Origin of the sequence: Streptococcus sp. GMD1S (genome assembly GCF_000296875.1) — a bacterium.
In the GTDB taxonomy this organism is placed as follows: Bacteria; Bacillota; Bacilli; order Lactobacillales; family Streptococcaceae; genus Streptococcus.
Window position 1 is genome coordinate 1 of record NZ_AJQY01000030.1, and the last position, 12,925, is coordinate 12,925.

A 12,925-nucleotide genomic window follows, 5' to 3' on the forward strand; every position below is an offset into this window, starting at 1 on the left:
TTGTTGGACTGGGATTCGGTTTAGCTATTTTTGATACGCGTTTAATCAAGCAATCTCTAGAGGTTTTATTGACTCAAGTGTTGGTCAGTTTGCTTGTCTCGACTCTGTATTTCTGGATTTCTCCCTTGTCTTATGCAAGTAGCGAGTTGATCGCACGAACCTCTCCAACCATTTGGGATGTTCTCATTGCTATTGCTGGTGGGATTGCTGGTGTGATCGGTTCAAGGAAAAAAGAAGCAAACAATATCGTGCCAGGAGTAGCCATTGCTACAGCTTTGATGCCGCCTATCTGTACTGCTGGCTATGGTTTAGCTAATGGGAATGTACGATTTTTATTGGGGGCTCTCTATCTTTTCTTGATCAACTGTGTCTTTATCATGCTAGCCAACATTGTTGGAACAAGAATTTTGATGAGAAAATCTCCTTTAACTTCATTTAAAGAGCTGAGCATTAAAATGAGAATTGGCTTGATTTCTTTGATTGTATTGTTGATTCTTCCAGCTAGCTATTCGGCAGTTACTCTGACAATAGAACAAGCGCGCAAAGAAGGGATCAAACAGTTTGTAGGAAAAGAGTTCGCCAATTATACGGTTATTAATCAAGTCTACAAGTCAAGTAACAATGAATTGGTCTTGACGGTTGTTGGAGATCCGATTTCAGAAGAAGAATTAGAAACACTCCACCAAAAACAAGCCTCTTACGGTATTCAATCTGTTCAATTGAAAGTGAATCAAGTTCAGAACTCGCCAACATTAGATAGTGAAGCGACCAAGGAATTTTATGAAAACATTGACAAGTATATTGATCAAAAACTCTCTGAAAAAGATTCACAAAACGATCTCGTAAAAGAAAATGAAGCAGACAAGGATTGAGGACAATGAACTGAATCGGTTTTTACGCCGTGTTTTTCTTGTATCTTCCTCTTTCTTACTTATAGCAGGTTGTTTTTGCTTGAATAAGAAATAAATTAGAAGTTCTATCATCTAAGAAAAATGATGAAAAAAATCATTTAACTAATGGTGTGAACGTTTAGTGTTTATCAGCTCCATTCTCTGTAATTTTGGGGGTAAAATCCACACCATTTAGATAAAATTAGTTGAATTTGATTGGAAAAACGCTTTTATAAAAGCGGAGAAAAGTCTTGATATTACGCTGTTTTTAGTCCAACTGAAATTCATACTTTCCAAACCAGGTCTTAAGAAAAAAGGTAGAGAAAAAGGTAGAGTTTGGATTGAAATACAGTGCAATATATCGCATTTGGCAAAAAGAAAAAACGCTTTAAATCAGCGTTTTTCTTATGTATTGATTCGTATTGAACCCCTACTTAACTTCTGTAAACACTACGTGCTTGCGAAGTTTTGGTGAGTATTTCTTCAATTGAAGACGGTCTGGAGTGTTACGTTTGTTTTTAGAAGTAAGGTACAAGCGTTCACCAGATTCTTTGTGTTCAAGTGTGATATTTACGCGCATGGTATCTCCCTTCTATTATTCAGCTGATGCAGCTTTAGCGATTTTACGTCCTTTGTAGTATCCTTTAAGTGATACGCGGTGAGAACGTGAGTAATCTCCAGTAGTTTCGTCAAAGTTTACAGATGGAGCTGTTACTTTGTAGTGTGTACGACGTTTGTTTTTCTTCGCTTTTGAGGTGCGACGTGCAGGTACTGCCATTTTCTTTTCTCCTTTAGGTATTTAAATTCGATTCAATCTAGTGATTTTCATCAACCATACTAGGATAACACATTTTTTTTGTAAAGTAAAGTTACTTGACAAAAAAAGATAAAAAAATTAGAAGCTAGTAATCGAAATTTTCTGAAAATTCAAGAATTTTATTCTGTTCTTCATGCGGAAATTGTGCTATAATGGTAAAAACTGAAATGGGAGGGAACAAATGACAGAATTAGATACACGTCACCGCAGTAGCGTTTATGACAGTATGGTGAAATCACCAAACCGTGCCATGCTTCGTGCCACTGGAATGACAGATAAGGACTTTGAAACACCGATTGTGGGAGTGATTTCAACTTGGGCGGAAAATACACCATGTAACATTCACTTGCATGATTTTGGGAAATTGGCTAAAGAAGGTGTCAAATCTGCGGGCGCTTGGCCTGTTCAGTTTGGAACCATTACCGTAGCAGACGGGATCGCCATGGGAACGCCTGGTATGCGTTTCTCTCTAACATCTCGTGACATCATCGCGGACTCTATTGAGGCTGCGATGGGTGGTCACAACGTGGATGCCTTTGTCGCTATCGGTGGCTGTGACAAGAACATGCCTGGTTCTATGATTGCCATTGCCAATATGGATATTCCAGCTATTTTCGCCTATGGTGGTACTATTGCACCGGGAAATCTTGATGGCAAAGACATTGACTTGGTTTCTGTCTTTGAGGGTATCGGAAAATGGAACCATGGTGACATGACAGCTGAGGACGTGAAACGTCTCGAATGTAATGCCTGCCCTGGCCCTGGTGGCTGTGGTGGTATGTATACAGCTAATACCATGGCAACTGCTATCGAAGTTCTCGGTATGAGTTTGCCAGGATCTTCATCTCATCCAGCTGAATCAGCTGACAAGAAAGAAGATATCGAAGCAGCAGGACGTGCTGTTGTCAAGATGCTGGAGCTTGGTCTCAAACCATCAGATATCTTGACTCGTGAAGCTTTTGAAGATGCCATCACTGTAACTATGGCTCTCGGTGGTTCTACAAATGCCACTCTTCACTTGCTTGCCATTGCCCATGCGGCTAATGTTGACTTGTCACTTGAGGACTTCAATACGATCCAAGAGCGCGTGCCTCACTTGGCTGACTTGAAACCATCTGGTCAGTATGTCTTTCAAGACCTCTACGAAGTCGGTGGTGTCCCTGCGGTTATGAAATACCTCTTGGCAAATGGTTTCCTTCATGGCGACCGCATCACATGTACTGGTAAGACAGTCGCTGAAAACTTGGCTGACTTTGCAGACCTTACACCAGGCCAAAAAGTCATTATGCCACTTGAAAATCCAAAACGTGCAGACGGTCCGCTTATCATCTTGAATGGGAACCTTGCCCCTGATGGTGCGGTTGCTAAAGTATCAGGTGTGAAAGTGCGTCGCCACGTTGGACCAGCTAAGGTCTTTGACTCAGAAGAAGATGCTATCCAGGCTGTTCTGACAGATGAAATCGTTGATGGCGATGTAGTTGTTGTCCGTTTCGTTGGGCCTAAGGGTGGTCCTGGTATGCCTGAGATGCTATCCCTTTCATCCATGATCGTTGGTAAAGGTCAAGGAGACAAGGTTGCCCTCTTGACGGATGGACGCTTCTCTGGTGGTACTTATGGTCTGGTTGTCGGACATATCGCTCCTGAAGCTCAGGATGGTGGACCGATTGCTTACCTCCGTACAGGTGATATCGTTACGGTTGACCAAGATACCAAAGAAATTTCCATGGCCGTATCAGAAGAAGAACTTGAAAAACGCAAGGCAGAAACAACATTGCCACCTCTTTACAGCCGTGGTGTTCTCGGTAAATATGCCCATATCGTATCATCTGCTTCACGCGGAGCCGTGACAGACTTCTGGAATATGGACAAGTCAGGTAAAAAGTAAACTCAAAAAGCAAGCCATTTTGGCTTGCTTTTTTTCATCTTCTTCAAAAATGATTTGCCTGCTTATACTCAATAAAAATCAAAGAGCAAACTAGAAAGCTAGGCGCAGGTTGCTCAAAGCACAGCTTTGAGGTTGGAGATAAAGCTGACGTGGTTTGAAGAGATTTTTGAAGAGTATTAACGAGGTGGCAGTCCAAGGGCAATACGGCCGTAGCGACTGATTCGTGTAATCTTCCAGGCAGGCGACCAGGTAACTTCAACCTTGACATCTTCGATACCCTCTATTTGTTTCAGACCTGCCACGATTTCGATAGGCAGGCTTTCAGCGCAATCACAGGCAGTATCGGTGAAGGTCATGACAATCTTACAGAGACCCGTTTCATCCAGATTGATTTCATAAATCAGTCCTAGATTGTAAACATCCAATTCCACATCTGTATCAAAAACCTTCTCTAGTTTTTCGATAATTTGGTCTTGTAAGGCCAAAGCGCGGTCATTGATTTTGATATCGTCTCTCATAACAGTCCCTCCACCTGATAAATATCCTCTATTTTCTCATAATTCTGACAATTTGGCAAGTTTTTGATGAATTTTCTGAAAAGACTCTCTTGAGATTTTCTGCTCTCACTGTTTTAATCCCTCTATTTGTGGTAAAATAAGACTATTAAGTTTAAAGAGGATTCCCTATGAAATTACAAAAACCAAAAGGAACGCAGGATATTTTACCTGCTGAGTCTGCCAAGTGGCAGTACGTTGAGGGCTTTGCCCGTGAAATTTTCAAGCGCTATAACTATGCAGAAGTGCGCACGCCTATTTTTGAGCATTACGAGGTCATCAGTCGCTCTGTCGGAGACACAACAGATATCGTAACCAAGGAAATGTATGATTTCTATGACAAGGGTGATCGTCATATCACCCTTCGTCCAGAAGGAACTGCGCCCGTTGTCCGTTCCTATGTGGAAAATAAACTCTTCGCACCAGAAGTGCAAAAGCCAAGCAAGTTCTACTATATGGGCCCTATGTTCCGTTATGAGCGTCCACAAGCAGGTCGTTTACGCCAGTTCCACCAGATTGGTGTCGAGTGTTTTGGCTCTAGCAATCCAGCTACCGATGTGGAAACTATCGCGATGGCAGCTTATTTCTTGAAAGAAATCGGCATCCAAGGTGTGAAATTGCACCTTAACACTCTGGGAAATCCTGAGAGCCGTGCGGCTTATCGTCAAGCCTTGATCGACTATTTAACACCGCTCAAGGAGACCTTGTCGAAGGATAGCCAACGTCGTTTGGAGGAAAATCCTCTCCGTGTCTTGGACTCTAAGGAAAAAGAAGACAAGGTAGCAGTAGAGAATGCGCCGTCTATCTTGGATTTCCTTGATGAGGAAAGCCAAGCTCATTTTGATGCCGTCCGTCAGATGTTGGAAAATCTGGGTGTAGACTATATCATCGATACCAATATGGTGCGCGGTCTGGACTATTACAACCACACGATTTTCGAGTTCATTACTGAGATTGAGGGCAATGACTTGACGGTCTGTGCGGGTGGTCGCTACGATGGTTTGGTTGCTTACTTTGGTGGTCCTGAAACTGCTGGATTTGGATTTGGCCTTGGTGTAGAGCGCCTGCTTCTCATTCTTGAAAAGCAAGGTGTGGCCCTCCCTATCGAAAACGCTCTAGATGTTTATATCGCAGTCTTGGGTGAAGGAGCAAATGTTAAGGCCTTGGAATTGGTACAAGCCCTTCGCCAACAAGGATTCAAAGCAGAGCGTGACTACCTCAACCGGAAGCTTAAAGCTCAGTTCAAGTCAGCCGATGTCTTTGCGGCTAAGACTCTCATCACGCTAGGGGAGAGCGAAGTCGAAAGCGGACAAGTGACGGTTAAGAACAACCAAACACGAGAAGAAGTTCAAGTGTCACTTGATGCTATCAATCAAAATTTCTCAGAAATCTTTGAAAAATTAGGCTTTTAATAGTAGAAAAACCGGTCAGGACCTTACTCCTGACCGTTTTCTTTTGCAAAATGACAAAAATCATAAACTTTTTGACAAATATACTTGTCAAAAAGAAAAAGATGTGTTACAATATAAGTAAGTTAAGAGTAAAGGAGAAAGGAATGCTTAAAAATCGTTTAAAAGAGCTTCGGGCTCGCGATGGTCTCAATCAGACCGAACTTGCCAAGCTAGCAGGAGTTTCCAGACAGACCATCAGTTTGTTAGAACGGGATGAGTACACCCCATCCATCGTTATTGCCCTGAAGATTGCTCAGATATTCCATGAGCCAGTCGAGTCAGTCTTTCGTATAGAGGAGGATGAGGAATGAATAAGTATAAAGTAATGTATTATGTAGTTGCCATAGCTCTATTAGTCAGCGTATTTCTACTGATTGGGATGGACCTAGGCTGGTTTAATCCATATCAAAGCGACCAATTTGTTTGGGCCTACTTTGCTCTCATCCCAGTAGTTGACTGGATTGAAAAGAAATTCAAAAATCTAGCAAGTGAAAAAGGAGAATGAATATGAAAGAGTTTTTAGCGGGTTTTCAAGTCGATACTGAGCACAAAGAACTTGCGGGTGTTTGTGCAGGTTTAGGAAATTATTTTAACATTCAAGCCAATATCGTTCGTTTGGTGACAGTCTTCTTGTTTCTCTCTTCTACGGAGATTGGTATTATAACAGTAACTCTCTATGCCTATCTAGCAGGTTGGCTTGGCAATGAACCCTTGGGGGATGGAGCAAAAAAAGCTAGAAACCAAGCTATTCTCTTACTTGCTGTTTGTTTGATTTTGGTGTCACTTGGAACAGAAGGCTTGACCGCTATCTTTGAGTCAGGTAAGGACTTTGGTCAGTGGTTGGTTGGATTAGTTTAGAAAGAGGATGAATATGAAAAAGAAACGTGGATTGTTATTTTTAATGGCTTTGATCTTGGGAGGCTTCTTGGGCATGTTTGCAGGGATGTTTAAGGCCTATACCGAAAACTATGGAACCATTTTAGATGTCAAAATCGTGATTCCATGGATATCATCTATTTGTTTACTGTTAGGTTTCATTAGTATGTTTTTGACTTTCGATTTCTTAAAGAAAAGCAGAAAATTTCACTCCTTGTATCAAGAGGAAATGGATGATGATCTGAATGAAACCTATTATGTACAAATGTATCGTAATCTCGAGTTTGGAACTATTGCTTTTAATAGTGCAGGCGTAGCGATTTTTTTGGCTCTTTTCATCTCAGGTAGTGAAGTAATTGTACTAAATATCAGCTCTATAACCTTATCTCTTTCTTTTTTGGCATTAGTGATGATTTTCAGTGCTCAAAAATATCTCTATAAGACCATTGCGATCGTTCGTCAGTTTGATTTGGAATTCTTCTCTACACCAAAAGATGTCTTGGGCTATATAAACTCTTACGATGAAGGGGAGCGCAAGGCTAATTTAGAACAGAGTTTTCGAATTTTATTCCAATTAAACCAGTATGTCTTGCCAACTCTCTATTTTCTAATCGTTCTCTTTTCCTTACTGACAGGAGAGATTCAGTTACTAGCCTTCTTGCTTGTAGGAGCGATCCATATTTATATCAATGTGATGCAATTACCTATGGTAAAACGTTATTTCAAATAGGAGTCTTTTATGAAATTACTTAAAAATCTTGGCTGGTTTCTTCTAGCTGTCCTATCCTTTTACTTTGGCTATGGTCTGATTCAGAGTATGGCTTTATCAGCGCTTGACCTAGGGGCTTCGATCTTTGGAGTCTTGCCACTCTATATCGCTCTGTCAGGGGCCTATGTTTATGGAGTTTACAGATGGTATCAGACAGAAAAGGTTAGCATCCAGACGACAGCTTTTAATCGTTATATCTGGTTGCCTACTCTGGTTTTGCTAGTGGCGATTACAGCTCAGTTCTTTTTGCCAGAAGATCCGTCAGTCAATCAACAAATCGTATCACAATTGACAGTTGCTCAGCCTGTATTTGGTTTCTTTATGGTGGTAGTCTTTGCTCCTCTGACGGAAGAACTCATTTTTAGAGGGATGCTGGCGCGCTATCTCTTTCCTAAGCAGAACAACAGCAAACAGACAGCTCTGTTTCTCCTCGTATCAAGTGTGCTTTTTGCCTTGATTCATTTTCCAGGGGCTTTGCAACAGTTTTTAGTTTATGCTAGTCTGGGATTGAGTTTGGGACTGGCTTATGTAAGCCGAAAAGGTCTTCTTTACAGCATTTCTCTCCACGCTTTGAATAATTTAATCGGCTTTTTGATGATACTCATGCTATAATAGAGTCAGGAGGTCACATGAAACGAGTAATTTTATTAGCAGTGATACAGGCGGTCGTTCTCTTCTTTATCATCGGGGCACTTGCCTATGCCTTTAAAGGCGACTTCTTTTACAACTATCTAGCGGTTGTCTTTGCGCCTATTGCAGGTGTCTTGCGTTTTGCGACAGCTTATGCGACGGAGATTGTTCTACCTAAAAAGGCAGCTGAGATTGCTGAAAAGCGTAAAAAAGGTTAAGAATCATAATCAGAGAATCCGATGACGTTTTCATCGGATTTTTTGTCTGTTCGTTTTGATTTCTAAAGACAATCAAACTTTTCTGCTGATTTTCATGAAGAGCCTGCGCTTTTATGGTAAAATAGTAACAGAATAAAAGAGGAGAGAAAACATGAAACGTAGTATGTATGCTGGTCGTGTTCGTGAGGAACATATCGGACAAGAGATTACTTTGAAAGGATGGGTTGGCCGTCGTCGTGACTTGGGTGGTTTAATCTTTATCGACCTTCGTGACCGTGAAGGAATCATGCAGTTGGTTATCAACCCTGAAAAAGTATCTGCAGAGGTCATGGCAACAGCTGAAAGTCTTCGCAGTGAGTTTGTCATCGAGGTGACTGGACAAGTCGTTGCGCGTGAGCAAGCTAATGATAAATTGCCGACTGGTGCAGTTGAGTTGAACGTGACAGCTTTGACGGTGCTTAATACAGCCAAAACAACACCTTTTGAGATTAAAGATGGGATTGAGGCCAATGACGATACACGTTTGCGTTACCGTTACCTTGACCTTCGTCGTCCAGAAATGCTAGAAAACCTTAAGCTTCGTGCCAAGGTGACCCACTCTATCCGTAATTACTTGGATGAGTTGGAGTTTATCGATGTGGAGACGCCATTCCTTTCGAAGTCAACGCCAGAAGGGGCGCGTGACTATTTGGTGCCATCTCGTGTCAATAAAGGGCATTTCTACGCTCTTCCTCAAAGTCCACAAATCACTAAGCAATTGTTGATGAATGCTGGTTTCGACCGCTATTACCAAATCGTCAAATGTTTCCGTGATGAGGACTTGCGTGGTGATCGTCAGCCTGAGTTCACCCAGGTCGACTTGGAAACATCCTTCCTTACGGAGCAAGAAATCCAAGATATTACAGAAGGATTGATTGCGCGCGTGATGAAAGAAACCAAAGGCATCGAAGTAACTCTTCCATTTCCTCGTATGAAGTATGATGATGCTATGGCCTTTTACGGTTCTGATAAGCCAGATACTCGTTTTGATATGTTGCTTCAGGACTTGACAGAAGTGGTTAGAGGTGTTGATTTCAAAGTCTTTTCAGAAGCACCTGCCGTTAAAGCTATTGTGGTCAAAGGAGCTGCGGATAACTACTCACGTAAAGACATCGACAAGATGACCGAAGTAGCCAAACAGTACGGTGCCAAAGGTCTTGCTTGGGTCAAGGTAGTTGAGGGAGAATTAAATGGACCAGTTGCCAAGTTCTTGACTGGGATGCAAGCAGAATTGACTGCAGCGCTTGGTCTTGAAGACAAGGATTTGGTTCTCTTTGTGGCGGATACGCTTGAAGTAGCAAATGCAACCCTTGGTGCCCTTCGTGGACGTATTGCCAAAGAGCTTGGCTTGATTGATAACGATAAATTCAACTTCCTTTGGGTGGTTGATTGGCCAATGTTTGAATGGTCTGAAGAAGAAGGTCGCTACATGAGCGCCCACCACCCATTTACCCTTCCACAGGAAGAAACAGCTCACGAATTAGAAGGTGATTTGGCTAAGGTTCGTGCCATTGCTTACGATATCGTCTTGAACGGTTATGAGCTTGGTGGTGGTAGTCTTCGTATCAACCAAAAAGACCTTCAAGAACGCATGTTTAAGGCTCTTGGTTTCTCATCTGAAGAAGCAAATGACCAGTTTGGCTTCCTTCTTGAAGCCATGGACTATGGTTTCCCACCACATGGTGGTTTGGCTATTGGACTTGACCGTTTTGTGATGCTCTTAGCAGGAGAAGAAAATATTCGTGAAGTCATTGCCTTTCCTAAGAACAATAAGGCAACAGACCCAATGACTCAAGCTCCATCAACAGTCGCTCTCAAACAACTAGAGGAACTCAGCTTACAAGTAGAAGAAGATGAAACAAGCAAAACGAATTAAGCGGTGGCGCTATTATCTGCGCCGCTTTGCTTATCAGATAAAAATCTTACGAGTTTTACAAAGTATCTCTCGGGAAAAATATGATGAGAAAGTATCGGCTTCTCTGGTTTATGGCTTTCTGTCAGCAGTAGCAGTCAATTTCTTTTTTCAACCAGGGCACGTTTACTCCAGTGGCGCGACGGGTCTGGCACAGATTATCTCTGCCTTGAGTAATCACTGGTTTGGTTTTTACATTCCGATATCGCTAACCTTTTATGCTATCAATTTTCCGTTGATGATTTTGGCTTGGTATCAGATTGGGCATAAGTTTACAATCTTTACCTTCATCACAGTATCCATGAGTTCTCTCTTTATCCAGCTTGTACCAGTTGTGACCTTGACAGAGGATCCCATTATCAACGCCCTTTTTGGGGGTGTTGTCATGGGCTTGGGGATTGGTTTTGCGCTCCGTAACAATATTTCTAGGGAGGTACAGATATCGTCAGTCTGACCATTCGAAAGAAAACAGGGAGAAATGTCGGTAGTATTTCTTTCTTAGTGAATGGGACGATTATGCTGATAGCAGGATTGACCTTTGGTTGGAAATACGCCCTCTACTCCATGATTACCATCTTTGTATCGAGCCGTGTGACGGATGCGGTCTTTACCAAGCAAAAACGTATGCAGGCCATGATTGTGACCAATAATCCTGACAAGGTAATCGCAAAAATCCATAAAAAATTGCACCGCGGAGCAACCATGATCCACGATGCAGAAGGGACCTATAATCATGAGAGAAAAGCAGTCTTGATTACGGTTATCACACGAGCAGAGTTTAATGATTTTAAACACATCATGAAACAGGTCGATCCGACAGCCTTTGTCTCTGTATCCGAAAATGTCCACATCCTCGGACGATTCGTAGAAACAGACAATTAATAATACTCAAAAGACCAGCCTTGGGGCTGGTCTTTATTTTTCGATAATTTTGTGTCCAATCAACTGGCGGTAACAAATCTGTTTATTGTTTTTAGCATCGTTGATGATCTGGAGAATGGTTTCAAAGGAAACGCGCCCAAGTTCTAGACTATTGATATCCACATAAGCTACGAGGTCAAGTCGAGGATTGACTGAGTCGAAGCTGAGGACAGGAACATCCAGTTTGTGCTTAGCGATATAGTCACAGGCTCCTTCGGCTAGGAGACTGTCGGTTGTGATGATAGCATCAATCTGCGGATCGTGATTGAATAGGAGTTCACTGAACTGATACCCTTTTTCTTCTAGAAATTCGGTTGCAAAGTAGATTAAGTTGGTATCAATCGGAAGTTGGTGTTGTTTGAGTGCGGACTCATAGCCAGTTAGACGATCTTGCGTTACGAAGAGTCGCTTTGTCCCCCCGATGAAGGCAATTCGTTTGCATCCTTTTTTGATGAAATACTCTGTCGCATCAAAGCCCGCCTGTACATTGTCATTATCAACAAGAGGGATAAAGGGTGAAGTAGATTTTCCGAGAATGAGGAAAGGGAACTGCTCATCGGCTACTAGCTTGACCAGAGGATCTTCTTCTTCAGCATAGAGGAAAATCAAACCATCTACACGCTTACCATAGACCATCTGAGAAATAGCTTTGAGCCGCTCTTTTGCATCTTTCCCCGTTGCAATCTGGATAGCGTAGTGGTTTTCAGACGCGACTTGGGCAATCCCTCGTAGGACAGATGGGAAGAAAGGATTTTGGTAAAAGGCATCCGAGTCATCAGGAAGCACCAGACCGATAACCTGAGTATAGCTACTTACCAAGCTACGAGCATTGAGGTTGGGATGGTAGTTGAGCTCCTTCATCGCCTTGCGAACTCGTTTTTTGGTTTCATCACTAATCGTTGATTTATTTTGGATGACGCGGGTAACAGTTGAAGGTGAGACACCTGCTGCTTTAGCCACATCTTTAATCGTCACGGGCATAAAAATCTCCTATTTATGATAATCTGGATCACGGAAATGTGTCTTGTAAAAAATAGTGACCAGATAAAGAACAAAAAGAATGTTTTGTACAGTGATAAGCGTTGTCATATTTTGGCCAAAAAGTCCCAAAATAAGCGTAATCAGAGTGGGTAATCCTAAACAGTTTAAGATAAAGTGGTAGCACTCTTTAAAGGTCCTAAATGAAAAGAGGCGTGATTTTTTGGTGATATAAAGGAGGAGACTAGCTCCAAGAGAGACAATGAAGAAATTCAATCCAAAGAGGAAGCTTGCACCAAGAACGAGAAAGAGACTGATATAGACCCGATTTTGTTGGTACCAATCTTTAGAAATGGCTTGGGTTAGATCTTCCTTACTCTGGAAACTCTCCGTTTGAATCGCGTGGTAGCGAATGCGAGTTAGTTCCTTACTTTCCTTACTGATGACGAGTTCTTCCGTATCAAAATGAAGTTGCAAGTCCTTTGGCAATTCTTTGTTTTGGCTTGGGCCAATTAAAAGAGAAGGCTGCTGATTTTTAGTTCCAGCATAGCTCAGTTTTCCATCTATTATCTGCGCATTCTCCGACAAATCCATGATCGCTTCATCTGTCAGGGGTGTGTAGACATTATCGATAAACGTATCCAGTGGATACGTTTCCTGTGAGCTGTTTTGAATGGCAATTGGAACCATAGACAAGCTGATGAGGAAAATGCTAGTAAAGAGGAGTTGAAACCAGTTGAGTCCAAAACGTTTTGACAGGGGCTTACGAAATCCCCAAATACTTGAAAAATATGAAAATGGATATGGAAGCATAGGCATCTTTCTAAAAGTGTTTTCTATATGAGTATTATTATATAGAGAAATGTGCTTTATTTCAAGTCTAGGAGACAAATTGCTTGCTTCAAGAATAGTTTTATAGTCACAAGCTCTAATACTCAATGAAAATCAAAGAGCAAACTAGGAAGCTAGCCGCAGGTTGCTCAAA

General features: G+C 41.9%; 15 protein-coding genes and 1 pseudogene. 11 read left to right on the forward strand and 5 right to left on the reverse strand.

Annotation, left to right across the window (positions count from 1 at the left end; translation table 11 throughout):
- Positions 1-872: DUF389 domain-containing protein (locus tag GMD1S_RS05105; protein ID WP_000321568.1), on the forward strand; the 872-nt coding region annotated here is incomplete at its 5' end.
- 448 nt (positions 873-1,320) lie between these two features.
- Here the strand turns inward: GMD1S_RS05105 and rpmG are convergent.
- Entirely contained in the window at positions 1,321-1,470 is a 150-nt protein-coding gene (rpmG, locus tag GMD1S_RS05110; protein WP_001265622.1) for a 50S ribosomal protein L33, read from the reverse strand.
- A gap of 15 nt (positions 1,471-1,485) precedes the next feature.
- A complete protein-coding gene (gene rpmF / locus GMD1S_RS05115) occupies positions 1,486-1,668 on the reverse strand; it encodes a 50S ribosomal protein L32 (RefSeq protein WP_000290417.1) in 183 nt (60 codons plus the stop codon).
- A 220-nt stretch (positions 1,669-1,888) separates the two neighbouring features.
- Here rpmF and ilvD point away from each other — a divergent pair, with 220 nt between their 5' ends.
- Positions 1,889-3,592: a dihydroxy-acid dehydratase gene (gene ilvD / locus GMD1S_RS05120; RefSeq protein ID WP_000137380.1), complete on the forward strand. Its 1,704-nt coding sequence runs from the start codon at positions 1,889-1,891 to the stop codon at positions 3,590-3,592.
- Between the two features lie 176 nt (positions 3,593-3,768).
- On the opposite strand, the gene GMD1S_RS05125 is transcribed toward ilvD, so the two are convergent.
- Positions 3,769-4,110, reverse strand: a complete 342-nt coding sequence (locus GMD1S_RS05125) for a metal-sulfur cluster assembly factor (RefSeq protein ID WP_001204052.1) — start codon at positions 4,108-4,110, stop codon at positions 3,769-3,771.
- 167 nt (positions 4,111-4,277) lie between these two features.
- On the opposite strand from GMD1S_RS05125, the gene hisS reads away from it, so the two are divergent.
- The 9 genes and pseudogenes from hisS to GMD1S_RS05170 all read left to right on the forward strand — a co-directional run bounded on the left by hisS (position 4,278) and on the right by GMD1S_RS05170 (position 10,923).
- Complete coding sequence (gene hisS, locus GMD1S_RS05130) at positions 4,278-5,558, forward strand: histidine--tRNA ligase (RefSeq protein WP_000775880.1); 1,281 nt, start codon at positions 4,278-4,280, stop codon at positions 5,556-5,558.
- 143 nt (positions 5,559-5,701) lie between these two features.
- Positions 5,702-5,908, forward strand: a complete 207-nt coding sequence (locus tag GMD1S_RS05135) for a helix-turn-helix transcriptional regulator (protein WP_000916943.1) — start codon at positions 5,702-5,704, stop codon at positions 5,906-5,908.
- On the forward strand, positions 5,905-6,102 hold the full coding sequence (locus GMD1S_RS05140; RefSeq protein WP_001046146.1) for a hypothetical protein: 198 nt from the start codon (positions 5,905-5,907) through the stop codon (positions 6,100-6,102). Before GMD1S_RS05135 ends, GMD1S_RS05140 begins: the two co-directional genes overlap by 4 nt.
- Before the next feature lie 2 nt (positions 6,103-6,104).
- Positions 6,105-6,455 carry a PspC domain-containing protein gene (locus GMD1S_RS05145; RefSeq protein ID WP_000657658.1) on the forward strand — a complete coding sequence of 117 codons (351 nt, stop codon included), beginning with the start codon at positions 6,105-6,107 and terminating at the stop codon, positions 6,453-6,455.
- A 13-nt stretch (positions 6,456-6,468) separates the two neighbouring features.
- On the forward strand, positions 6,469-7,203 hold the full coding sequence (locus GMD1S_RS05150) for a DUF3169 family protein (protein ID WP_000730198.1): 735 nt from the start codon (positions 6,469-6,471) through the stop codon (positions 7,201-7,203).
- 9 nt (positions 7,204-7,212) lie between these two features.
- Positions 7,213-7,854 carry a CPBP family intramembrane glutamic endopeptidase gene (locus GMD1S_RS05155; protein WP_000771227.1) on the forward strand — a complete coding sequence of 214 codons (642 nt, stop codon included), beginning with the start codon at positions 7,213-7,215 and terminating at the stop codon, positions 7,852-7,854.
- A gap of 17 nt (positions 7,855-7,871) precedes the next feature.
- Complete coding sequence (locus tag GMD1S_RS05160; protein WP_000832178.1) at positions 7,872-8,090, forward strand: hypothetical protein; 219 nt, start codon at positions 7,872-7,874, stop codon at positions 8,088-8,090.
- 151 nt (positions 8,091-8,241) lie between these two features.
- Positions 8,242-10,005 carry an aspartate--tRNA ligase gene (aspS, locus tag GMD1S_RS05165; RefSeq protein ID WP_000830905.1) on the forward strand — a complete coding sequence of 588 codons (1,764 nt, stop codon included), beginning with the start codon at positions 8,242-8,244 and terminating at the stop codon, positions 10,003-10,005.
- Positions 9,983-10,923, forward strand: a pseudogene (locus GMD1S_RS05170) (YitT family protein). The gene aspS and the pseudogene GMD1S_RS05170 overlap by 23 nt, the downstream one beginning before the upstream one ends.
- Positions 10,924-10,956: 33 nt before the next feature.
- Here the strand turns inward: GMD1S_RS05170 and GMD1S_RS05175 are convergent.
- Both GMD1S_RS05175 and GMD1S_RS05180 read right to left on the reverse strand, forming a co-directional pair.
- On the reverse strand, positions 10,957-11,943 hold the full coding sequence (locus tag GMD1S_RS05175; RefSeq protein WP_001145416.1) for a LacI family DNA-binding transcriptional regulator: 987 nt from the start codon (positions 11,941-11,943) through the stop codon (positions 10,957-10,959).
- Positions 11,944-11,952: 9 nt separating this feature from the next.
- Positions 11,953-12,753, reverse strand: a complete 801-nt coding sequence (locus GMD1S_RS05180) for a DUF1189 domain-containing protein (RefSeq protein ID WP_000938240.1) — start codon at positions 12,751-12,753, stop codon at positions 11,953-11,955.
- Positions 12,754-12,925 lie beyond the last annotated feature (172 nt).